At 73.1% G+C, this 22,183-nt stretch carries 21 protein-coding genes; 11 read left to right on the top strand and 10 right to left on the bottom strand.

Annotated elements, in window-relative coordinates; translation table 11 throughout:
- Positions 1 to 21 precede the first annotated feature (21 nt).
- Positions 22 to 852: a class I SAM-dependent methyltransferase gene (locus DJ476_RS27215; RefSeq protein ID WP_103421379.1), complete on the bottom strand. Its 831-nt coding sequence runs from the start codon at positions 850 to 852 to the stop codon at positions 22 to 24.
- A 424-nt stretch (positions 853 to 1,276) separates the two neighbouring features.
- Here DJ476_RS27215 and rpsA point away from each other — a divergent pair, with 424 nt between their 5' ends.
- Complete coding sequence (gene rpsA / locus DJ476_RS27220; RefSeq protein ID WP_018512105.1) at positions 1,277 to 2,788, top strand: 30S ribosomal protein S1; 1,512 nt, start codon at positions 1,277 to 1,279, stop codon at positions 2,786 to 2,788.
- A 110-nt stretch (positions 2,789 to 2,898) separates the two neighbouring features.
- Here rpsA and DJ476_RS27225 read toward each other — a convergent pair whose 3' ends face one another.
- A complete protein-coding gene (locus tag DJ476_RS27225; protein WP_103421380.1) occupies positions 2,899 to 3,858 on the bottom strand; it encodes a right-handed parallel beta-helix repeat-containing protein in 960 nt (319 codons plus the stop codon).
- 269 nt (positions 3,859 to 4,127) lie between these two features.
- Here DJ476_RS27225 and DJ476_RS27230 point away from each other — a divergent pair, with 269 nt between their 5' ends.
- From DJ476_RS27230 to DJ476_RS27240, 3 genes are all read left to right on the top strand, one after another.
- A complete protein-coding gene (locus DJ476_RS27230; protein WP_026237535.1) occupies positions 4,128 to 5,066 on the top strand; it encodes a PAC2 family protein in 939 nt (312 codons plus the stop codon).
- Between the two features lie 31 nt (positions 5,067 to 5,097).
- Positions 5,098 to 5,706: a dephospho-CoA kinase gene (gene coaE, locus DJ476_RS27235; protein ID WP_112491767.1), complete on the top strand. Its 609-nt coding sequence runs from the start codon at positions 5,098 to 5,100 to the stop codon at positions 5,704 to 5,706.
- A 189-nt stretch (positions 5,707 to 5,895) separates the two neighbouring features.
- Positions 5,896 to 6,264 (top strand): tetratricopeptide repeat protein, encoded by a 369-nt coding sequence (locus DJ476_RS27240; RefSeq protein ID WP_070203119.1) that lies wholly within the window; start codon positions 5,896 to 5,898, stop codon positions 6,262 to 6,264.
- A gap of 42 nt (positions 6,265 to 6,306) precedes the next feature.
- Here DJ476_RS27240 and DJ476_RS27245 read toward each other — a convergent pair whose 3' ends face one another.
- The gene (locus DJ476_RS27245) at positions 6,307 to 6,639 is read right to left on the bottom strand and encodes a DUF6343 family protein (protein ID WP_053561673.1); all 333 of its coding nucleotides are present in this window, start codon (positions 6,637 to 6,639) and stop codon (positions 6,307 to 6,309) included.
- A gap of 56 nt (positions 6,640 to 6,695) precedes the next feature.
- On the opposite strand from DJ476_RS27245, the gene DJ476_RS27250 reads away from it, so the two are divergent.
- Positions 6,696 to 7,427 carry a class I SAM-dependent methyltransferase gene (locus DJ476_RS27250; protein WP_103421382.1) on the top strand — a complete coding sequence of 244 codons (732 nt, stop codon included), beginning with the start codon at positions 6,696 to 6,698 and terminating at the stop codon, positions 7,425 to 7,427.
- Between the two features lie 9 nt (positions 7,428 to 7,436).
- Here DJ476_RS27250 and DJ476_RS27255 read toward each other — a convergent pair whose 3' ends face one another.
- Positions 7,437 to 7,793, bottom strand: a complete 357-nt coding sequence (locus DJ476_RS27255) for a hypothetical protein (protein WP_103421383.1) — start codon at positions 7,791 to 7,793, stop codon at positions 7,437 to 7,439.
- A 461-nt stretch (positions 7,794 to 8,254) separates the two neighbouring features.
- On the opposite strand from DJ476_RS27255, the gene DJ476_RS27260 reads away from it, so the two are divergent.
- The 3 genes from DJ476_RS27260 (at position 8,255) to DJ476_RS27270 (ending at position 13,595) form a co-directional block, all read left to right on the top strand.
- Positions 8,255 to 11,299 carry a DEAD/DEAH box helicase gene (locus tag DJ476_RS27260; RefSeq protein ID WP_103421398.1) on the top strand — a complete coding sequence of 1,015 codons (3,045 nt, stop codon included), beginning with the start codon at positions 8,255 to 8,257 and terminating at the stop codon, positions 11,297 to 11,299.
- A 31-nt stretch (positions 11,300 to 11,330) separates the two neighbouring features.
- Positions 11,331 to 12,752: an SWIM zinc finger family protein gene (locus DJ476_RS27265; RefSeq protein ID WP_404827549.1), complete on the top strand. Its 1,422-nt coding sequence runs from the start codon at positions 11,331 to 11,333 to the stop codon at positions 12,750 to 12,752.
- 111 nt (positions 12,753 to 12,863) lie between these two features.
- Positions 12,864 to 13,595, top strand: a complete 732-nt coding sequence (locus DJ476_RS27270; RefSeq protein ID WP_019763392.1) for a DUF7873 family protein — start codon at positions 12,864 to 12,866, stop codon at positions 13,593 to 13,595.
- A 376-nt stretch (positions 13,596 to 13,971) separates the two neighbouring features.
- On the opposite strand, the gene DJ476_RS27275 is transcribed toward DJ476_RS27270, so the two are convergent.
- A complete protein-coding gene (locus tag DJ476_RS27275; protein ID WP_112491768.1) occupies positions 13,972 to 14,619 on the bottom strand; it encodes a cysteine peptidase family C39 domain-containing protein in 648 nt (215 codons plus the stop codon).
- Positions 14,616 to 15,827, bottom strand: coding sequence for a pyridoxal phosphate-dependent aminotransferase (locus DJ476_RS27280; RefSeq protein WP_112491769.1), 1,212 nt, complete (start codon positions 15,825 to 15,827; stop codon positions 14,616 to 14,618). The genes DJ476_RS27275 and DJ476_RS27280 overlap by 4 nt, the downstream gene beginning before the upstream one ends.
- Before the next feature lie 86 nt (positions 15,828 to 15,913).
- Here DJ476_RS27280 and DJ476_RS27285 point away from each other — a divergent pair, with 86 nt between their 5' ends.
- Both DJ476_RS27285 and DJ476_RS27290 read left to right on the top strand, forming a co-directional pair.
- Positions 15,914 to 16,591, top strand: a complete 678-nt coding sequence (locus DJ476_RS27285) for a winged helix-turn-helix transcriptional regulator (RefSeq protein ID WP_318294806.1) — start codon at positions 15,914 to 15,916, stop codon at positions 16,589 to 16,591.
- A gap of 153 nt (positions 16,592 to 16,744) precedes the next feature.
- The gene (locus tag DJ476_RS27290) at positions 16,745 to 17,389 is read left to right on the top strand and encodes a nucleoside/nucleotide kinase family protein (protein ID WP_112491771.1); all 645 of its coding nucleotides are present in this window, start codon (positions 16,745 to 16,747) and stop codon (positions 17,387 to 17,389) included.
- A 196-nt stretch (positions 17,390 to 17,585) separates the two neighbouring features.
- Here DJ476_RS27290 and DJ476_RS27295 read toward each other — a convergent pair whose 3' ends face one another.
- Positions 17,586 to 18,518 carry a carbohydrate kinase family protein gene (locus DJ476_RS27295; RefSeq protein ID WP_112492639.1) on the bottom strand — a complete coding sequence of 311 codons (933 nt, stop codon included), beginning with the start codon at positions 18,516 to 18,518 and terminating at the stop codon, positions 17,586 to 17,588.
- 56 nt (positions 18,519 to 18,574) lie between these two features.
- On the bottom strand, positions 18,575 to 19,507 hold the full coding sequence (locus DJ476_RS27300; protein WP_103421390.1) for a pseudouridine-5'-phosphate glycosidase: 933 nt from the start codon (positions 19,505 to 19,507) through the stop codon (positions 18,575 to 18,577).
- A gap of 105 nt (positions 19,508 to 19,612) precedes the next feature.
- Here DJ476_RS27300 and DJ476_RS27305 point away from each other — a divergent pair, with 105 nt between their 5' ends.
- Positions 19,613 to 19,975, top strand: a complete 363-nt coding sequence (locus DJ476_RS27305) for a cupin domain-containing protein (RefSeq protein ID WP_103421391.1) — start codon at positions 19,613 to 19,615, stop codon at positions 19,973 to 19,975.
- A gap of 95 nt (positions 19,976 to 20,070) precedes the next feature.
- Here the strand turns inward: DJ476_RS27305 and DJ476_RS27310 are convergent, their stop codons facing one another.
- Positions 20,071 to 21,282: an MFS transporter gene (locus DJ476_RS27310; protein WP_112492640.1), complete on the bottom strand. Its 1,212-nt coding sequence runs from the start codon at positions 21,280 to 21,282 to the stop codon at positions 20,071 to 20,073.
- Positions 21,283 to 21,608: 326 nt separating this feature from the next.
- Entirely contained in the window at positions 21,609 to 22,166 is a 558-nt protein-coding gene (locus DJ476_RS27315) for a methylated-DNA--[protein]-cysteine S-methyltransferase (RefSeq protein WP_112492641.1), read from the bottom strand.
- Between the last annotated feature and the right edge of the window lie 17 nt (positions 22,167 to 22,183).

Below are 22,183 nucleotides of genomic sequence, written 5' to 3' on the forward strand. Positions count from 1 at the left end.
CCCGCTCGCAGAGGAAGAGTCTCAGTCCCGCTCGCACACGAAGATCGCCGTTCCCGGGATCAGGTTGCCCCGGAGCGGGGACCAGCCGCCCCACTCCTGGTCGTTCCACTCGGGCCATTCCGGTTCGACCAGGTCGAGCAGCCGGAAACCGCCCGCCACCACGTCCCGCACCCGGTCACCGAGCGTGCGGTGGTGTTCCACATAGACCGCGTTGCCGTCCTCGTCCTGCTCGACGTAGGGGACCCGGTCGAAGTAGGAGGCGGCGACGGAGAGGCCCTCGGGCCCCGGCTCGTCCGGGAACGCCCAGCGGATCGGGTGCGTCACGGAGAAGACCCACCGCCCGCCGGGCCGCAGCACCCGGTGGACCTCGCGGAAGACCCGTACGGGATCGGCGACGAAGGGCACCGCCCCGTACGCGGAGCAGGCCAGGTCGAAGGAGGCGTCCCGGAACGGCAGCCGGCCCGCGTCCGCCTCCACCAGCGGGATCCCCTCGCCGATGCGCAGGGCGTGCTGGAGCTGGCGGTGGGAGAGGTCGAGCGCCACCGGGCGGGCGCCCTGCGCGGCCAGCCAGCGCGAGCACTGGGCGGCCCCGGCGCCGATCTCCAGGATGTCCAGCCCCTTGAGGGAGGCGGCGGGCCCCAGCAGGCCGGCCTCGGCCTCGTCGAGCCCCTCGGGGCCCCAGACGAAGCGGTCGTCCCCCAGGAAGCCGCCGTGGTCGTTCTGGTACTCGTCGGCGTTCCGGTCCCACCAGCCGCGGCTGGCGCGGCTGCTCTCCGCCTCGTCGGCCGCGCGCCGGGTCGCTTCGGGCTCCGCAGGTTCGCCGGAGTGGGTGCCGTGGATCTCTTGGCTCATCGTGCCCGTCGTTGTAGTTTGCCTTCACTCGCCGCACGCGGTACGGACCAGAGGCGGTACCGCGAGAGGGACGCGTGTGCGCGACGTCTTGCCGCACTGCCGTATTGTGTACGGGTCGATCGGCCCGAACACGCCTCGGAGAACAGGAGTTGCTCCGGTACGGGGCCGTGGTGCCCCTCGGTTCGCGCCTGCGCGCATTGACCCTGTCCGGCTGCCCCCGTATGCTACAAGTTGCGCTGCGAGCCTGCGCGCCTCAGACCTAGCAGGCCGCGCTCGCGTCTGTTGCATGTCCCCTCGGTTGTCGAGGCGTCTCTCCGGAAACGGATTGCGCGCTTTCCAGGCTGTCCGGCTTCTGCAGAGGCGATACGGGCTTTCGGCGTAGCAGTACCTACGACTCTCTGTCCGTACCGGAGCCCTTTCCCACATGACGAGCAGCACCGAGACCACCGCCACCACTCCGCAGGTTGCGGTCAACGACATCGGCGACGCGGACGCGTTCCTCGCGGCGATCGACGAGACGATCAAGTACTTCAACGACGGCGACATCGTTGACGGTGTCATCGTCAAGGTTGACCGGGACGAGGTTCTCCTCGACATCGGTTACAAGACCGAAGGTGTCATCCCGAGCCGCGAGCTCTCGATCAAGCACGACGTCGACCCGAACGAGGTCGTCAAGGTCGGCGACGAGATCGAGGCCCTGGTTCTCCAGAAGGAGGACAAGGAAGGCCGCCTGATCCTCTCGAAGAAGCGCGCTCAGTACGAGCGTGCCTGGGGCACCATCGAGAAGATCAAGGAAGAGGACGGCATCGTCACCGGTACCGTCATCGAGGTCGTCAAGGGTGGTCTCATCCTCGACATCGGCCTCCGCGGCTTCCTCCCGGCGTCGCTCGTCGAGATGCGTCGTGTCCGCGACCTCCAGCCCTACGTGGGCAAGGAGCTCGAGGCGAAGATCATTGAGCTGGACAAGAACCGCAACAACGTGGTCCTGTCCCGCCGTGCCTGGCTCGAGCAGACCCAGTCCGAGGTTCGCCAGACGTTCCTCACCACCCTGCAGAAGGGTCAGGTCCGCTCCGGCGTCGTCTCCTCGATTGTCAACTTCGGTGCCTTCGTGGACCTGGGCGGCGTCGACGGTCTCGTGCACGTCTCCGAGCTCTCCTGGAAGCACATCGACCACCCCTCCGAGGTCGTCGAGGTCGGTCAGGAAGTCACCGTCGAGGTCCTCGACGTCGACATGGACCGCGAGCGCGTCTCCCTGTCGCTCAAGGCGACGCAGGAAGACCCGTGGCAGCAGTTCGCCCGGACGCACCAGATCGGTCAGGTCGTCCCGGGTAAGGTCACCAAGCTCGTTCCGTTCGGTGCGTTCGTCCGCGTCGACGAGGGCATCGAGGGTCTGGTCCACATCTCCGAGCTGGCCGAGCGCCACGTGGAGATCCCGGAGCAGGTCGTCCAGGTCAACGACGAGATCTTCGTCAAGGTCATCGACATCGACCTCGAGCGCCGCCGCATCAGCCTCTCGCTGAAGCAGGCCAACGAGTCCTTCGGTGGCGACCCGGCCTCGGTCGAGTTCGACCCGACCCTGTACGGCATGGCCGCGTCCTACGACGACCAGGGCAACTACATCTACCCCGAGGGCTTCGACCCCGAGACCAACGACTGGCTCGAGGGCTTCGAGGCGCAGCGCGAGGTCTGGGAGACCCAGTACGCCGAGGCGCAGCAGCGCTTCGAGCAGCACCAGGCCCAGGTCATCAAGAGCCGCGAGGCCGACGAGGCCGCCGCTGCCGAGGGCGCTGCCGCCCCGGCCGGCGCCGCTCCGGCCGCCTCGGGCGGCTCCGGTGGCGGTTCGTACTCCTCGGAGTCGGCGGACAACTCCGGCGCCCTGGCGTCGGACGAGGCCCTGGCCGCGCTGCGCGAGAAGCTGGCGGGCGGCCAGAGCTGACGCTCTGACCCCCGACGGCTCATCGGCTGCGGTAGAGCCCGAGTTGTAGAGCACTGAGTGAGGCCCGTCCCCTTCGGGGGGCGGGCCTCATGCGCGTACAGGGGTACTGGTCAGGGCGTGACAGCGATGTTGGTGAGTCCGTTGCCTCCGGTGACGGTGTTGCTCGCGTGGACCGTGGTGCGGCAGGTGGCGCTGTTGTTGGTGACGTTGATGGCGAGCCGGCGGTCCCCGGTGGCGCCGGTCAGGTCCGAGGTGTTGTTGCGGAAGACGGTGCCGCAGCCCCATCCGGGCCGCTGGGTGTGGGTCTCGTAGCCGTTGTTGGTGGTACGGGTGCCCCGATTGCCCTCCACCAGGACGTCGTTGCCCTTCACATCGACCCAGGAGTCGTCGTAGTTGGCGCCGGTGAGCCCGCTGCCGTCGAAGGTGTTGCCGATGATCCGGGCGCCGGTGGTGCCTTCCTTGATGTCGACGTTCTCGCCGCGGACATCCGGCCCGATGGTGTTGTTCAGGATCTGCGCGTTGTCGCTCCGGTCGGTGAGGTCGTTCGCCGTCCCGACGTACACGCCCTCGCCCATCCCGCGCCCGTTCTGCCCCGTGTCGTAGATGCGGGAGTTCTTCAGCACGCCGTCGCGGCTGGACTTGCGGAAGTGGACGCCCTCCATGTCGAGGTCGTGGACGGTGACCGAGTCGATGACGACGCCGTTCGCCGCGTCGGCCATGATCCCCTTCTGGCCGCCCTTGATGGTCACCCCGTGGACCGTCCAGTACGAGGCGCCGTTGAGGTGCAGCCCGTAGCCGCCGCCCGCCGTCAGGACGGCCCTGCTGGAGCCGGTGAGGATGATACGGGCGCCGGAGGTGCCGGGACGGGTGGCCTTGAAGTTCCCGGTGTAGGTGCCGTCGGCGAGCCGGATCGTGTCGCCGGGGGAGACGGTGGTGAGCGCCGACTTCAGCTGGGCGGCGGTGGACACGTCGATCACGGCCGCGTGCGCGGGCCCGGCGCCGGTCAGGACCAGCCCGCCGGAGGCGAGGACGGCGGTCAGCAGGGCGGTGAGGGGGGTGCGGGGGCGCATGGGGGAGCCTTCCCGTCGGAATCGGAGGGTCCGGAATGTTCCCGTACATGAATGGAGGGCGCATCCCTGAACGTGTTGCCCAGTGACGGTAGGGACGGCGGCGGGGTGCGTCAAGGTCTGGACCAATAATGGGTGTGCCCTGGCCGGGGCGCCTCAGGTGTGTCTCAACTGGCCTCCCGCGAAGTCCCGTTGCCGGAAGGTGCGGTCGCGGGGAATGCTCATGGAGCCGGCCGCGTTCTTCCCAGGGAACACGAGGAGGAGCGGTAACCGTGCCTGATCCGCAGAGTTTGTACGAATGGGAGCCGAAGGGCCTGGCCGTCGTCGACATGGCGCTGGCCCAGGAGTCGGCCGGCCTGGTCATGCTCTACCACTTCGACGGATACATCGACGCGGGCGAGACCGGCGAGCAGATCGTCGAGGGCCTGCTCGAAACGCTGCCCCACCAGGTCGTGGCCCGCTTCGACCACGACCGGCTCGTCGACTACCGGGCCCGGCGCCCCCTGCTGACCTTCCGGCGCGACCGCTGGACCGCCTTCGAGGCCCCGACCCTGGAGGTCCGGGTCGTCCAGGACGCCACCGGAGCGCCCTTCCTGCTGCTGTCGGGCCCGGAGCCGGACGTGGAGTGGGAGCGGTTCGCCGCCGCCGTCGAGCAGATCGTCGAGCGCCTCGGCGTCCGCCTCACGGTCAACTTCCACGGCATCCCCATGGGCGTCCCGCACACCCGCCCCGTCGGCATCACCCCGCACGGCAACCGCACCGACCTGATGCCGGGCCACCGCAGCCCCTTCGACGAGGCCCAGGTACCCGGCTCGGCGGAGTCCCTCATCGAGTACCGGCTGATGGAGGCCGGCCACGACGTCCTCGGGGTCGCCACCCACGTCCCGCACTACGTGGCCCGCTCCGCCTACCCGGACGCGGCCCTGACCGCGCTGGAGGCGATCACCGCCGCGACCGGCCTGGTCCTGCCCGCCCTCGCGCACTCCCTGCGCACCGAGGCCCACCGCACCCAGACCGAGATCGACCGGCAGATCCGCCAGGGCGACGAGGAACTGGTCTCCCTCGTCGAGGGCCTGGAGCACCAGTACGACGCGGTCGCCGGCTCCGAGACGCGCGGCAACCTGGTCGCCGAACCGGTGGACCTGCCCTCCGCCGACGAGATCGGCCGCGAGTTCGAGCGCTTCCTCGCGGAGCGGGAGGGCGACGGCTGAGCGCCCCGGCCGGGGCCGTAGGCTGCGGCCCATGCTGAAAGTGGGCCTGACCGGCGGGATCGGCGCCGGCAAGAGCGAAGTGTCGCGGCTGCTCGTCTCGTACGGGGCCGTGCTGATCGACTCCGACCGGATCGCGCGCGAGGTCGTCGAGCCCGGAACCCCCGGACTCGCGGCCGTGGTCGAGGAGTTCGGGCCGGACATCCTGGCCCCCGACGGGACCCTGGACCGTGCGGCGCTCGGCGCGGTCGTCTTCGCCGACCCGGACCGCCGCGCCGCGCTCAACGCGATCGTCCACCCCCTGGTCGGCGCCCGCGCCGCCGAGCTGGAGCGGGAGGCGGGCGCGGAGGCCGTCGTCATCCATGACGTACCGCTGCTGGCCGAGAACGGCCTCGCGCCCCTCTACGACCTGGTCGTCGTCGTGGACGCGTCCGCCGAGACCCAGCTCGACCGGCTGGTGAACCTGCGCGGAATGACCGAGTCCGACGCGCGTGCCCGGATGGCCGCCCAGGCGACCCGCGAGGAACGCCTCGCCGTCGCCGATCTGACCGTGGACAACGACGGACCGCTGGAGGCCCTGGAGCCGCAGGTCCGCGGGGTCTGGGAGGAACTGCTGCGCCGGGCGGCCGCCACCACCGGCTGACCCCGGGCACCGCGGACCGCATCAGCCATCACCGGCCGAACCGGGGTGCCACCGGCTGGATCCGGGCTTCATCGGCTGAACCAGGGCGCCACCACCGGCTGGACCCGGCCATCACCGGCCGAGTCCGGGCCGGAATAGCGGCCACCGGCCGGATGTTGAAAACGCGGGAGCGAAGGGAAGGATGCGACCGTGCCCGAGAGCAACCCGGAAACCCATGTCATCGACTTCCGGGCGGCCGAGCAGCTGCTCGACGCCCGGGACCCCCGGGGCGCGGTCAAACTCCTCGACTCGGTGATCGCCGCCCACCCGGAGAACACCGCCGCCCGGCTGCTCCGGGCCCGCGCCTTCTTCGCCGCCGCCCAACTGCGCCCGGCCGAGCTGGAGTTCGAGCTGGTGCTGGAGCGCGAGCCGGACAACGCCTTCGCCCACTACGCCCTGGCCCGCACCTTCGAGCGGGCGGGGCGCCCGGACGCGGCGACGCGGCACTTCCGGCTCGCGGCGGCGCTCGACCCGAAGCCGGAGTATCTGAAGGCGGCCCGGTTCGAGGCCGAGGACTGAGCGCTGTCCCCGGCACCTCCCGGGGTGCCCCAGGCAGGGGCCTCACGGAGGTTTCGTGCCGTCCCCGGGGTCCGGCCTGCGCCACTGGGGGCGGCCGCCCCGGTCGGGTTCGTACGGCGGCACGTCCCGCCCCGGCTGGTAGTGCGCCCCCTGACGCATGCGGTACGTGACCACGCAGAGGTCCAGCACCGTGAGGGCCAGGAGCACCGCGCACGCCACCGCCCAGCCCGGCCGCCCGGTCAGCGAGAAGGCCAGCAGGCCGAAGAGCGCCCAGAACGTCCCCCAGAGACTCAGCCAGAGCCGTAGCCGCAGCGGACTGCGGGCGGTCGCGGGCTCACTGCCGGTACGCATGGCGATCACCTCACCCTCCAGCATGGACCCCGCACGCCCCGGCCGGGAACCAGGGCCGCCCGGCGGTCCGTCGCTCCTCCATGAGCGAATCACCGGTGCGTGAGGGATACGCGGGGACGGGCCCGGGAGCCATCACTCCGGACGGCTGCGCCGTCGAGCTGTACCGGCGGCTCGCCGTCGGCGCCGAGCCGGACGTGATCGCCTCGGTGGCCCCGCCCGGCGCGAGCATCCTGGAGCTGGGCTGCGGCGCGGGCCGGGTGACCCACCCGCTCGTCGAGCGCGGCTTCGCCGTGACGGCGGTGGACGAGTCGGCGGAGATGCTGGCGCACATCGTCGGCGCGCGCACGGTGCGCAGCCCCATCGAGACGCTGGACCTCGGCACCGAGCGCTTCGACGTCGTGCTGCTCGGCTCGTTCCTGGTCCACGCGGGCGAGCACCGGGTGCGGGACGGCATGCTGCGCGTCTGCCGCCGGCAGGTGAAGGACGACGGGATCGTCCTCATCCAGCGCGAGGGCGTGGCCCACCGCTCGGAGCTGCCGTGGGAGCGGGTCGACGCCTCCGGCTGCCGTATCCGGATCGTCTCCGCCGAGCCGGTGGGGGACGGGGTGAGGTCGGTGCGCGCGGAGTACGACGTCGGTGACGTCCGGTGGACCCAGACGTTCCGGTCACGCGAGCTGTCCGACGGGCAGCTCGCCGGACACCTGGCGGCGGCGGGGCTGACGGTGGACCGCGCCCTCACCGACGACGGCACCTGGCTGCTGGCCCGCTCTCTCGGCCGACCCGCCTCCTCCGCTGATCCGCGGCTTCTGTGACGGGTTCGCTCAGTGCACGAAGGTGTAGCTGCGCCACGGCGGGCCGCTCTCGGCCGCCACATCGCTGAACCGGGTGGCCACATAGGCCGTCCCCTTACCGGTGCAGTCGCGGGTGGGGTAGAGGACGATGTCGACCAGCGTGCCGTTCTCGATCTCCCGGGCCCCGCTGGGGGCGAGCCGGTGGCAGCCGCGTACGGAGGGGCTGTTCACCTGCACCACCGCGTCGCGGTCGGTGTGATAGGTCACCGGGCCGACGGCGGTACGGCCGAGGCCCGAGCAGCCCGAGACGGTGAGGGCGAGGAGCGAGGCTGCGGCGACGGCGCCGAGACGGCGTCGGCGGCGGGGATCGGGCGCGGTCACGGACATGGGCGGGTCCTCGTCTGCTCGTCCGGTGCTCGTCCGGCTCTCACCGGTGCTCGTCCGGTTCGTTCGGTACGCCTTCGGCTCTCATCGGTGCGCCGCGGAGACGTGCTGGCGCTGGCCACCCTGCCCGCTCCGCACCCTCCGGGCATCCGGTGCGCGGCCGACCGGGCGAGGGGCGGGGCCGGGCAGGGACATCCCGCACGGGCGGCCGGACGGCGGAGGGCCACCCCGCGCCGGTACGGGGACGCCGCTCGCCCCTCACTCAGCGTGTCCGGTGCCGAGCGGCTCCGCTCCTGCCGTACCCCGCTCCGACCTGCGGTGATACGGCCGTGGACGGCATTGTCAGACCCCGCGCCTAGACTCGCAGAGTCAGCAATGAACGGTGCTGGACCGGACCGGTACGACCCCGTGGATCGGGTGGACCGGGGTGGACCGGTGGATCAGGCGGGAGGGGGGTGATCGGAATGGCTGCTCAGGGTGCGCGTGCTCCGGGCGGGGGCGAGCCGCGGGAGGCGGACGCCGGCCGTCTGCTGCGCTGTGCGGCGGTATTCCTGCCCGGCTCCGTCCCGAGGGACGGCCTGTTCGCCTTCTGGGACCCGCATGCCGAGGGCCCCGTGGGCCCGTCGTCCTTCGTGTACGCGAACACGGCCCACTCCGACGACCGGGCCCCGGCCGACACCGTGCCGTACCGTCCGGCCGAGATCACCGTGGTCCGGCGGGAGACCGGCCCCGAGGGCGGGGCCCCGGCCGCCGGGCCGCCCGGGGTCCGGAGCGTCGAGGTGCCCGCCGCTCTGCTCTCCGTGGCCGACGCGCTGCCCGTGCTCGTCCGCGCCCGGCACCAGGCGTCCGCCCACCCCGCCACCCGCTGCTGGGGCGCGGCCGCCCTGCACGCCCTCCACCTGGTCGCGCGCGGCAGGCTCCTGCCCGGTCTCACGGCGGACGCCCACGACGCCTGGCGGGCGGGCCCCCGCGATGCCGAGGACGTCGCACACCTGCGGGCCACCGCCGCCGCGCTGCCGCCCGAGGGGCACGCGGTGCCGCTCCCGGGGCTGGACCCGCCCCGGCTCCCCGACCCGGAGGCGCTGATCGGCTCCTTCCTGGACGCGGTGGCCGACACCCTCCCGCGCACCCCCGCCGCCGCCTTCGCGATGGGCGCGCCCTTCGCCGCCCGCGAGCCGCAGCACCTGCCCCACGCCGCCGCCTGGGCCGTCGAGGTGGCCTCGGGCGTGGACGCGGGGGTGCGGGTCTCGCTCCGGCTCGACCTCTCCGCCTACGAGCTGTTCGACACCGCCGACACCTACGCCGTCACGGCCGCGGGGGAGGACGCCCCGGAGCACGCCTCACACCCCGACGACCCGGCGCACCCCCGCGATCCCGTGCACCCCGACGACCCGGCGCACCGCCATGCCGCCGCGGCCGTCGTGCAGGTGCACAGCCTCGCCGACCCGACGTACGTGGTCGACGCCGCCGCTCTGTGGAACGGGCTCGCGGGCGAGCCGTTCGGGCCGCGCTCGCAGGTCGACGCGGTGCTGGCGCTGCGCCGGGCCGCCCGGGTCTGGCCCCCGCTGGAACGGCTGCTGGACCAGCCCGTCCCCGATGTGCTCGCGATCACCGAGGACGAGCTGTACGAGCTGCTGAGCGACGCGGGGGCCCGGCTGGCGGCCGCCGGGGTCCAGGTGCACTGGCCGCGTGAGCTGGCCCGTTCGCTCACCGCGGCCGCCGTCGTGCGGCCCGCGCCCGGATCGGCCACCGACGGCACTTCGTTCTTCGACGCCGAGCAGCTCTTCGCCTTCGACTGGCAGCTCTCCCTGGGCGACGAGCGGCTGACCGAGGCCGAGATGGACGCCCTGGCCGAGGCCCACCGCCCGGTGGTGCGGCTGCGCGACCAGTGGGTGGTCGTCGATCCCGGCCTCGTACGGAAGGCGCGCAAGCGGGAGCTGGGGCTGCTGGACCCGGTGGACGCGCTGGCCGTCGCCCTCACCGGGAGCGCCGAGGTGGACGGCGAGCAGGTCGAGGCCGTGCCCGCCGGAGCCCTCGCCGCCCTCCGTACGCGGCTCCTCGACGAGGACACCACGATCGCCCCGCCGCCCGGGCTCGACGCGACCCTGCGCGACTACCAGCTGCGCGGTCTGGCCTGGCTGGACCGGATGACCTCGCTCGGGCTGGGCGGCTGTCTGGCGGACGACATGGGCCTCGGCAAGACGATCACCCTCATCGCCCTCCATCTGCACCGGGCCCGGCAGGCCCCCACGCTCGTCGTCTGCCCCGCCTCCCTCCTCGGCAACTGGCACCGGGAGATCAACCGCTTCGCCCCCGGCGTCCCCGTCCGCCGTTTCCACGGCACCGACCGGGAGCTGGGCGGGCAGGACGGCGGCTTCGTCCTCACCACGTACGGCACGATGCGCTCCAGCGCCGGGCAGCTCGCCGCGCACACCTGGGGGCTGGTCGTCGCCGACGAGGCCCAGCACGTCAAGAACCCGCACTCCTCCACGGCCAAGGCCCTGCGCACCATCCCCGCCCAGGCCAGGGTCGCCCTGACCGGCACCCCCGTGGAGAACAACCTCTCCGAGCTGTGGGCCCTGCTCGACTGGACGACCCCCGGACTGCTCGGCCCGCTCAAGGCGTTCCGGGCCCGGCACGCCCGGATCGTGGAGAGCACGGACACCGCCGCGGGCCTCGGCAACGAGGAGGCGGTCGAGCGGCTCGCCCGGCTGGTCCGCCCCTTCCTGCTCCGCCGTAAGAAGTCCGACCCCGGCATCGCCCCCGAGCTGCCGCCCAAGACGGAGACCGACCACCCCGTCTCCCTCACCCGGGAGCAGGCCACGCTCTACGAGGCGGCGGTGCGCGAGACGATGGCGCAGATCGAGGGGGCCGAGGGCATCGCCCGCCGCGGGCTCGTCATGAAGCTGCTGACCGCGCTCAAGCAGATCTGCAACCACCCCGCGCAGTATCTGAAGGAGGAGCCCACCCGGCTCACCGGCCGCTCCGGCAAGCTCGCCCTGCTCGACGAACTGCTCGACACGATCCTGGCCGAGGACGGCTCGGTCCTGATCTTCACCCAGTACGTGACCATGGCCCGGCTCCTCTCCGCGCACCTCGCCTCCCGGGCGGTCCCCTCCCAACTCCTGCACGGCGGCACGCCGGTGGCCGAGCGGGAGCGGATGGTGGACCGCTTCCAGTCCGGTCAGGTTCCCGTCTTCCTGCTCTCCCTCAAGGCCGCGGGCACCGGGCTCAACCTGACCCGCGCCGCCCATGTCGTCCACTACGACCGCTGGTGGAACCCGGCCGTGGAGGAGCAGGCCACCGACCGGGCGTACCGCATCGGCCAGACCCAGCCCGTGCAGGTCCACCGCCTCGTCGCGGAGGGCACGGTGGAGGACCGGATCGGCGAGCTGCTGGAGTCCAAGCGGGCCCTGGCGGACGCGGTCCTCGGCACGGGCGAGACCGCCCTGACCGAGCTGAGCGACCGCGATCTGGCCGACCTCGTCTCACTGCGGAGGCCTGCATGAGCCTGCTCCTCGTCTCGTTGCGGAGGCCCGCATGAGCCCGCGCCCGGCCCCCGGTTCCCGGCCGCGACCGGCAGCGGCATCCGGGGCGGCACCCGGCCCGGCCGCGGCATCCCGCTCGACGTCCCGCACCGCACCCCGTTCGGCGCCGCGTGCGCGGCCGGGCCCCGACGATCTGCGGCGTACCTTCGACGCGGTGCCCGCCCGGACCGCGCGGGAGGGCGAGCCCTTCGCGGACAGCTGGTGGGGCCGCGCCTGGGTGGCCGCCCTGGAGTCGCTGTCGATGGACGGGGCCCGGCTCGCCCGCGGCCGGGCCTACGCCGACGAGGGCAAGGTCGCCGCGATCACCGTCACCCCCGGCCGGGTCGTCGCCTATGTGCACGGCAGCCGCCCCCGCCCCTACCGCTCGGAGCTGCGGCTGCGCACCTTCACCGACACCGGCTGGGACACCCTGCTCGACGCGGTCGCCGCCCACCCCGGCCACCTCTCCGCGCTGCTGGCCAAGGAGATGCCGCATTCCCTGGCCGACACCGCCCGGGACGCCGACGTCCGGCTGCTGCCCGGCGGGGACGACCTGGACCCGAGCTGTACGTGCCCCGACCACGGCCGCCCCTGCAAGCATGTCGCCGCCCTCTGCTACCAGACCGCACGGCTGCTCGACAGCGACCCGTTCGTCCTGCTGCTGATGAGGGGCCGGGGCGAGCGCGAGCTGCTGGACGAGCTGGGCCGCCGCAACGCCGAGCACTCCGCCCGCGAACGCCCCGCCGCCCCGCCCGTCCCCCCGTCGCTCCCCGCGGCGGAAGCCCTGGCGGACCGGTTCCTGCCGCCGCTCCCGCCGCCCCTTCCCGTACCACCGCACCCCGACCGGCCGCCGTCCTACCCGGACCTGCCGGGCGCGCGCGACCCGCTGGGCCTGGACCACCTCGCCACCGACGCGGCCGCCCGCGCCCACGCGCTCCTCACGACGGGCCGCGACCCGCTGGCCGGGCTCACCCCCTGGCAGGACGCCGTCCGGATCGCCGCCTCCCGCCCCACCGCCGGGCTCACCGCCACCACCCGCGCGCTCTACCGGGAGCTGGCCCACGCCACCGGCCGCAACACCACCGACCTGGCCCGCGCGGTGGCCGCCTGGCGGCAGGGCGGAGCCGAGGGGCTCGCGGTCCTGGGGGAGCCCTGGGACCCGCCGGCCGGCCCCTTCGACCGGGCCAGACCGCTGCTGGCCGCCGCCGGGTTCCCGCGCTTCACGCCCCGGCGCAACCACCTCACCCACCCCGACGGCTCGCTCCAGCTCCGCTTCGGCCACGACATGCGCTGGTACGGCTACGAGTCCGACCCCGGCGCCGACGACTGGTGGCCCCGCGCCGCCCCGCAGCACGACCCGGTCGCCGCCCTCGAAGCACTGCTGGCCGGCGACGCGGTCCCGGACCCGGAGGACACCCCGTCGTACGTCCGCTGAACCGCGCGCCCGGGGCACGGGCGCGGATGGCGAGCGGGCACGGGCGGTGCAGCCGGCACGGGCGGTAAAACCTTTGGCCACCGCCCAGTTGGCCCTGTTAGCGTCCTCGACGTGGCGAAACTCAATCAGATCATCGCAGTGGAGAAGGGCGTCAAGTCCAAGGCGCACCAGGACCTGACGGCAGCACATCACGGCCTGCAGAAGGCCGCGCTGCTGGCCGGCATCTCCCGGACCTACCAGCCCAAGGACGAGGAGGGCGAGCAGCTTCCGCCCGAGTCGACCCTGGTCCAGGTCAGGACCGAGGACGTGCTGCGGGAGACCGCCGCCACGCTCACCCGGCTCTTCGACGTGACCGCCACCAAGGACTGGGCCAACTGCTCGGCCCGGGCCGATGTGAAGGTCGACGGCCGGGTGCTGGTGGCCGAGGTGCCGGTGTCGTATCTGCTCTTCCTGGAGAAGCAGCTGACCGACCTCAACACCTTCATCCGCAAGCTCCCGGTGCTGGACGCGGCCGAGGCCTGGGTGCAGGACCCGTCCACCGACGCCTGGAAGACCGAGCCGGTCCGCACGGTCCGTACGAAGAAGGTGCCCCGCAACCACGTCAAGGCGGAGGCCACCGAGAAGCACCCGGCCCAGGTCGAGGTGTACTACGAGGACATCCCGATCGGTTACTGGACGACCGTCAAGTTCTCCGGTGCGCTGCCCGCACGGCGCGTCAACGAACTGCTGGACCGGGTCGAGAAGCTCCAGCAGGCCGTGAAGTTCGCCCGCGAGGAGGCCAACGGCGCGGAGGTCACCGACCAGCGGGTGGGTGATGCGGTATTCGGTTACCTCTTCGGGTGACCGACCATGGATTCCCCGGCCGCCGATGACGGTGACCGGGGTGCGCGAGGAGCGCAAGCTGAAACTGAAGCTTGTCGTGAAGGCGCGGTTCCAGTGGAGGTTCGACTCCTCCCTCCGGCACGGGCCGGAGTAGCCCAAGCAGGCAGAGGCAGACCGCCGTCAATCTCAGACTCTTGCTCCAGACTCAGCATTCGCCGCCGATCGCCGGATCGAACGGGCCCGGGCCCGCGCGCGTCGAGATGCCGGTTCAAGTCCGGCCCGCAGAGCTCCGATCTGCGGTGGTCCAAAGGCAGGACGCGACGACATCATGACTGACCCGGACCCTTAAACGTGCCGGCGTGCCCGATGGGCGGCACACTCAGGGCCCGGAGGCCGGCTACGCCTCCGGGCCCGCTCCCGTTCCCGGGGCCTCCGCCGCTCCCAGCGACACGCCCCGCCCCGCGAAGAACCGCTCGAACTCCGCCACCGGCAGCACGGCCGCGCGCGTCCCGGCGTCCGTCCCCGACGGGTTGTGGAAGTGGAGGCCGGACCCGTCGGCCGTCCGGGTGGTCACCAGCACCAGATGCCCGCCCCGCCCCGGAGCCGGTCGCTCCGGATGCCGGATCCCGTAGTGGACGGAGACCAGCACGGTCCGGCCCGCGTCCAGCAGCCCCGGGATCTCGTCCACGCCCAGGTGCCGGTGGACCGTGGCCTCGCGCCCGTACACCTCGCCGACGTACTCCGCGAAGGGCGCGTAGACCAGTCCCCGGATCGTTCCGTCCGCGTCCTCCGTGTACGCCCCGTACTTCAGAGCCCCGTCCCGCAGCTCGAACAGCGAAGGGGCACCGGCGCCGAGCGCCATGCGCAGGCAGGTCATACCGCACAGATGACCTGCCCAGCGCGCGTACTCGCCGGGCGACGACGCCCCCGACTCCGCCCAGCCCGGGTCCTCGGCCGGGTCGAGACCGCCCTTCACGATCGCCCCCACCAACTCCGGCGTGGCGAACTGGGTGTGGACGGGGACGGAGCAGAGGGCACAGGTCACTGGCGATATCCGTTCAGGAAGCGGCCGATGCGGCTGATCGCCGAGTCGAGGTCGTCGGCGTACGGCAGGGTCAGGATGCGGAAGTGGTCCGGGCGCGGCCAGCTGAAGCCCGTGCCCTGCACCACCTGGATCTTCTCGCGCAACAGCAGGTCCAGCACGAACTTCTCGTCGTCGACGATGGGGTGCACCTTCGGATCGATGCGCGGGAACGCGTACAGCGCGCCCTTCGGCTTCACGCACGAGACCCCGGGGATCTCGTTCAGCCGCTCCCACGCCCGGTTCCGCTGCTCGTGCAGCCTGCCGCCCGGCGCCACCAACTCCCGGATGGACTGCCGCCCGCCGAGCGCGGCCTGGATGGCGTACTGCGCGGGCGCGTTGGGGCAGAGCCGCATGGAGGCCAGCATGGTCAGGCCCTCCAGATAGTTGCGGGCGTGCTGCCGCGGCCCGGAGACCACCATCCAGCCGGAGCGGAACCCCGCCACCCGGTACGTCTTCGAGAGCCCGCTGAAGGTGAGGCAGACCAGGTCCGGGGCGAGGACGGCCGCGCTGTGGTGCTCGGCGCCGTCGTACAGGATCTGGTCGTAGATCTCGTCCGCGAAGACCATCAGATTGTGCCGACGGGCCAGATCCAGAATGCCTTCGAGGATCTCGCGCGGATAGACCGCGCCCGTCGGGTTGTTCGGGTTGATGATCACGACGGCCTTGGTGCGATCGGTGATCTTCGACGCCATGTCGGCGAGGTCCGGGTTCCAGTCGGAGCCCTCGTCGCAGATGTAGTGCACGGCCTTGCCGCCCGCGAGCGTGGTCACCGCCGTCCAGAGCGGGAAGTCCGGGGCCGGGATCAGCACCTCGTCGCCGTCCTCCAGCAGCGCCTGAACGGCCATCGAGATCAGCTCGGAGACTCCGTTGCCCAGGAAGACGTCGTCCACGCCGACCTCGGTCAGCCCCATGGACTGGTAGCGCTGGGCCACCGCCCGCCGCGCGGAGAGGATGCCGCGCGAATCGGTGTAGCCGTGGGCCCGGGGCAGCATCCGGATCATGTCCTGGACGATCTCCTCCGGCGCCTCGAAGCCGAAGAGTGCCGGGTTGCCCGTGTTGAGCCGGAGCACGCTGTGGCCCGCCTCCTCCAGGGCGTTGGCGTGCTCGATGACCGGGCCCCGGATCTCGTAACAGACCTCGTTGAGCTTGCTGGACTGCCGGAACTCCATGCGGTGCCTCCCCGAGTCGAACTGCGATACTTGGTTTTACCAAGCTGGAGCTTGGAAAGTCCAACAACATGTCTAGACTGCGTCGTATGCCACGTCAGCAGCCCGCCGCCCAACGCCCCGTCAGACGCCGGAGCTACGACCAGTTCTGCGCCTCCGCCCGCGCCCTCGACTCCGTGGGCGACCGGTGGACGCTGCTGATCGTCCGCGAACTGCTCGCCGGACCCCGCCGCTACACCGACCTCCACGCCGATCTGCCCGGCGTCTCCACCGACGTCCTGGCCTCCCGCCTCAAGGACATGGAGCAGGGCGGCCTCGCCGTGCGCCGCAAGCTCCCGCCGCCAGCCGCCGCCTCGGTCTACGAACTGACCGAGCGCGGCCACGGTCTGCTCCCCGTCCTCACCGCCCTGGCCGAGTGGGGCGCCCCGGCCCTCACCGAACGCCGCCCCACCGACGCCGTACGCGCCCACTGGTTCGCCCTGCCCCTGCTGCGCGCACTCGCCGGGCTCACCCAGGAGGGCGTCCTCGAAGTCTGTCTGGACGAGGGCGAGTTCCACGTCCGTACGGGAGGGGGCGCGGCGGCCGGGCCGGAGGGCGAGCCGTACGGATTCGGCCCGGCACCCCGGCCCGACGCCCGCATCACCCTCGACGCCGAACTCTGCCTGGAGCTGGGGCGCGGCGAGGTCACCCTCGCGGAGGCGGTCAAGGGCGGGCGGATCGAGGTGACGGGGGAGGGGCCGCTCGCCGCCGAGCTGCGGGGCGGGTGAGGCGCGCGGGGCCGTGGCTTCCGGGTGGTGTCCGGCGGGCTGTGGCTCCGGGCTGGGATCTCCGGGTCGGGACCTCCGATCCGTGTTCTCCGGTTCCGTGTTCTCCGGATCCATGGTCTCCGGTCCGTGGCCTCCGGCATGGATGATGGGGGCGTGCGACTCGAAGCGATCACCTGGGAACGGCTGGCCGGTGAGCTGGCCCGGCACGCGGACGGCCTGACCGCCCCCGACGGATCACCCCGGCCCGCTTTCGGCATCGACGGTGCCCCGGCCGCCCGCACCGCCGACCTGGCCGAACGCGTCGCCGATGAACTGCGGCTGCGCGGCCGCTCGGTGCTCGTGGTCCCCACCGAGGGGTTCCTGCGCCCGGCGAGCCTGCGGTTCGAGTACGGGAGGGAGGACCCGGACTCGTACGCGGACAGCTGGTTCGACACGGGCGCGCTCTGGCGCGAGGTGTTCGGGCCGCTGGAGGCGGGCGGCTCCGGACGGGTGCTGCCCGACCTGTGGGACCCGGTGACGGACCGGGCCACGCGCACCCCGTACCGGGAGGTGCCGGAGGGCGGGGTGGTGATCGTGCACGGGCCGCTGCTGCTCGGCCACTGGTTCCCGTTCGCGCTGAGCGTCCATGTGCGGCTCTCGGAGGGCGCGTTGCGACGGCGCACGCCGGAGGCGGAGCGGTGGACGCTGCCCGCCTTCGCCCGGTACGAGGAGGAGGCGGCGCCCGCCGAACGCGCGGACGTGGTCGTGCGCGCCGACGACCCGGGGCATCCGGCGTGGTCGGGGGTGGGCGAGTCCTAGGGGCTTGAGGCGACCGTCCGGTGTGGGGGCTCAGCGGTCCGCGGGAGGCCGGGGCGGTTCCGGGCGCCCGCTTCCGTCCGACTGTTCCGGCTGTTCCGACTACCGGCCGCGCGGGAGGCTGCCGCCGTGGCGACTACGGGCGTGGCCGGCCGCCCACGTGGCGGCTATGGGGATGGCCGGCCGCCCACCGTGGCGACTACGGGGGCGGCCTCCCGCCCACCGTGGCGACCGCCTCGGCCCCGGCCCGGCAGCCCTCCACCGCGGCGGTCCGGTCGTCCGCCCCGGCCAGCACGGCCGCGAGGAACCCGCCGGTGAACGCGTCGCCCGCGCCCGTGGAGTCGACCGGGACGGGGACCGGCCGGGCACCGACCTGTCCCGTCACCCGGCCCCCGGCCGCCACCACCGCGCCCCCGCCGCCCAGGGTGACGACGACCCGGGGGAACGTACGGCTCAACTCGGCCGCCGACTCGGCCGGTTCGGGCAGCCCGGTCAGCAGCCGGGCCTCGTCCGCGTTCGGCAGCAGCAGCTCGGCGCCCTCGGCGTACTCCAGGAACCGTTTCGGGCCCAGCTCCGCCAGGAACCCCGCCGACGCCGGGTCCACGCTCACCGGAACCCCGCGCTCCAGGGCGGTCCCGAGGGCGAGCAGGGCGGCGGCGCGGCTGGTGGCGGCGAACAGGAGGTAGCCGGAGAGGTGCAGCCACCCCATGCCGTCGAGCATCGAGGGCGCGAAGTCCTCGGCGGCGAGCCGCAGGACGGCCCCGCTGTCGGTGAGGAACGTCCGCTCGGCGGCGGCGTCCACCAGCGCGATGACCGTCGCCGTCGCCACCTCGTCGTCCACCGCCAGCAGCGCCCGCACCCCGGCCCGCTCCAGCGCCTCCCGGTGCCAGTCGGCGGACTCCGCCCCGGCCCGGGCCAGCAGCGCCACCTCCCGGCACCCCGAACGCACCGCCCAGCAGGCGACGTTGGCCCCCGCGCCACCGGGCACGCTCCGGATCCGGGCGGCGGTGTCCGTGCCGTGGACGAGCGGGGAGCCGTGCAGCGCCACGACATCCGTGACCACGTCCCCGACCACGAGGAGCCCGCGCCCCGGGGCGGGGACGGCACCGCTGTCTGCCCGGGGGAGGTCCACCGTACGTCCGTCATTCCCGGGGAGGTTCACCGTACGGCTGCCCCTGTCGGGGAGGTTCACCGTACGGCCGCTGCCGCGGCGATCTCCGCCGCCAGCCGTACGTTCCCGCGCACCGCCGCCAGGTTCGCCTCCAGCGACGCGCTCTCGGTCCGCCGCATCAACTGGTCCAGCAGGAACGGGGTCACGCCCTGCCCGGTGATCCCGCGCTCCCGGCACGCGTCGAGCGCCTCCGCCAGCACCCGGTCGTGCAGGGCGGGGTCCAACTGGTCCGCTTCCGGTACGGGGTTGGCGACGATCAGCGCCGCCTCCGGGCCGCCCAGCGCCTCCTTAGCCCGCACCACCTCCACCACCTCCCCGGGGCTGTGCACGGTCCAGTCGACCGGGTGGCCCGAGCTGCTCAGATAGAAGCCCGGGAAGTGCGTGGTTTTGTAGCCGACGATGCCCACCCCCAGGGTCTCCAGCCGCTGGAGCGTGGCGGGGACGTCGAGGATCGACTTCACCCCCGCGCAGACCACCGTGATCCCGGTCCGGGCGAGCAGCCGCAGATCGGCGGACTCGTCCTGGTTCTCGGCCCACTCCCGGTGTACGCCCCCGAGCCCGCCGGTGGCGAAGAAGCGCAGCCCCGCCCGCGCCGCCAGGAACGCGGTCGCGGAGACCGTCGTCGCTCCGCTCGCCCCGAGCGCGAGCGCGGCGGCCAGATCGCGGTGGCCCAGCTTCCGGACCGCCGGATCGGTGGCTACCCGCTCCAACTGGTCCTTCTCCAGCCCCACATGGGCCCGGCCGTCCAGCACGGCGATGGTGGCCGGGACCGCCCCGGCGGACCGGACGATCCCTTCCAGTTCGAGCGCCACCCGGAGGTTGCGGGGGCGCGGCAGCCCGTGCGCGATGATCGTCGACTCCAGGGCCACGACGGGGAGGCCGTCGGCCAGGGCCGCGCGTACCTCGGCGGAGAGGACCGGCTCGTAGGAGGTGTCGATGTTCTGTGGCATGTCCCCATCCCTGTCGCGGGCGGGAGGGCCGCAAACCACGGGGGGACGGGTTCCGGCCCGTCCTGGTGGCGGGTCGGCCGGAAGTGGTCGCTAAGGTGACCGGCCATGACGACAAACGACCAGGCCCCCGCCTCCTTCGCCGTACACATCCCGGACGCCGACCTCGAACCGGAGCCCCTCGATCCGGCCCAGATCGTCTCGGGCGAGCCCGTGGTGACGGGCAAGGTGCTGTGGGAGTCCGCCGACGGCAGGCAGGTGCGCGGGATCTGGCAGATCACCCCGGGCGTGGTCACCGACACCGAGGCGAACGAGCTGTTCGTGGTCGTCAGCGGACGGGCGACCGTGGCGGTCGAGGGCGGCGCGACCCTGGAGATCGGGCCGGGGGACGCCTGCGTACTGCGCGAGGGCGACCGGACGACCTGGACGGTCCACGAGACGCTCCGCAAGGCGTACCACATCAGCCTCTGAGGTCTCTGAGGTCTCTGAGACAGCCTCTGAGCTCTCTGAGGCCTGCGAGGTTCGCGGTGGGAAGGCTCCCGAGAGGCACGGGCGCCTTCGCACCCTCACACCTTGGTGACCCCCGGCCGCTCCGCCCCCTTCAGGCTCCGGCGCAGGGCGAGCGCGGCCACCGGCAGGAGCAGGGCGGCGCCGGTCGCGTTCAGCGGGCCGTACCCCCACTGGGCGACGATCACCCCGGCCGTCGCGCCGCCGATGCCCGCGGCCGCGTTCATGGTCAGGTCCGACAGGCCCTGCACGGCCGCCCGGGCGTCCTGCGGTACGGAGTCGGTGAGCAGCGCCGAACCGGCGATCATCCCCGCCGACCAGCCGAGGCCGAGGAGGAACAGGCCCAGGGCGGTCTGGCCGTGCCGGGGCCCCGCCGTCCCCGCGAGCAGGGCGGCGCCGCTCAGCAGACCGACCGCGAGGCCGATCACCGAGAGTCGGCCGAACCGGTCGGCCAGCCACCCCATCACCGGCGAGAACGCGTACATGCCCGCGATGTGGCCGCTGATGACCAGCCCGATCAGCTGGAGACCGGCGCCGTGCCCGCCCAGATGGACCGGGGTCATGACCATGATCGACACCATCGCGGTGTGCGACACGGTCACGGTCCCCAGGGCCAGCTTGGCCATGGGCGACGCGCGGACCGCCGCGACCCCGGCCCGCAGGGACCGCTTCTGCCGTCCCTGCGGGCTCTGCGGGGCCAGGGCGCGCGCCGTGAGCAGCGGGTCGGGGCGCAGGAGCACGGCCACGACCGCTCCGGCGAGCAGGAAGGCGACCGCGGACCAGAGGTAGGGGCCCGCGGTCTCGGGCACCGGGCTGCCGCGGAACACCCGGCCCGCCGGGGCCGCGATGTTGGGGCCGACCACCGAGCCGATCGTGGTGGCCCAGACGACGGTGGAGATCGCCCGGCCACGCCGTTCCGGCCCGACCAGGTCGGCCGCCGCGAACCGGGCCTGGAGGTTGGCGGACGACCCGGCGCCGAACGCCGCCATCCCGAGCAGCAGCAGCGGGAAGCTGCGGACCACCGTGCCGATGACCACCAGGGCGCCGCCGAGTGCGCCGATCAGATAGGCGAGCACCAGACCGGGGCGCCGGCCGCGCGAGGTCATCAGGGCGGCCAGCGGCAGTGACAGCAGCGCCGTACCGGCGACGGAGGCGGTCGGGGCCAGACCGGACAGGGCCTCGGTGCCGGTCACCTCGGTGGCCAGCATCGGAGCCAGGGCGATGCCGATGGCCACACCGAGGCCGCCGAGAATCTGGCTGACGACGAGCACGGCCGAGGTACGGCGCTGGAGTGCGGGCAGCCCGGCGGCCGTGACGGGCGGGACGACGGAGCGGGGGAGTGGTGGTGTCACCGGCGCAGTGTGCCATTACGTGAACGGCGTGTTGCACCCGTACGGGTGAACCGGCCGATGAGGCGTCCGGATCGCCACCTCTGAAGACGCTCCGAACCGGCACCTCCTGGAACAGGCCCGTGCCGACGCTCCCCGGAGCAGGCCCCGTGCCGACGCTCCCCGGACCGACGCTCCCCGGACCAGTGGTTCCGGACCGGCACCCCTCTGGAACAGAGGCTTGTAACAGCGACTGCGGGAAGCGACTGCTAGAACAGCGGCTGCGGGAGCACCCCCTCCAGGGCCAGCAGCCGCCGCTTCGTCTCCAGCCCGCCGCCGAACCCCCCGAGGCCGCCGTCGCTCTCCACCACCCGGTGGCAGGGCACCACCACGGGCAGCGGGTTGGAGCCCATGGCGGCCCCCACCGCCTGCGCCCCCTCCGGCCGGCCGGCCCGGGCGGCCAGCTCCCCGTACCCGACGACCGTCCCGTACGGGACCCCGGACGCCAGCTCGCGGAGCACCTCGCGGGGGAAACCGGCCGTCAGCGACCAGTCCAGCTCCAGGCCGAAGTCCCGCAGCTCACCCGCGAAGTAAGCCGCGAGCCTGCGTATCGGCTCGGCCAGCCGCGCCGAGCCGGGCGCCTCCACCGGCTCCGCGCCCAGCCGCGTCCTCAGCCGGGAGAGCGCCGCGTCCCGGACGTCGGGCCGGGCGTGGAAGGCCACGGTGACCAGGCCGGCCGGGGTCGCGGCGAGCAGCAGCGGTCCGACGGCGCTCGCCACGACGGACCATTCGACGGCCGGCTCTCCACCGGGCCCGTAGCTGTTCATGCCGTCCACGGTACGAC

It is taken from the genome of Streptomyces bacillaris, assembly GCF_003268675.1.
GTDB classification, from domain to species: domain Bacteria; phylum Actinomycetota; class Actinomycetes; order Streptomycetales; family Streptomycetaceae; genus Streptomyces; species Streptomyces bacillaris.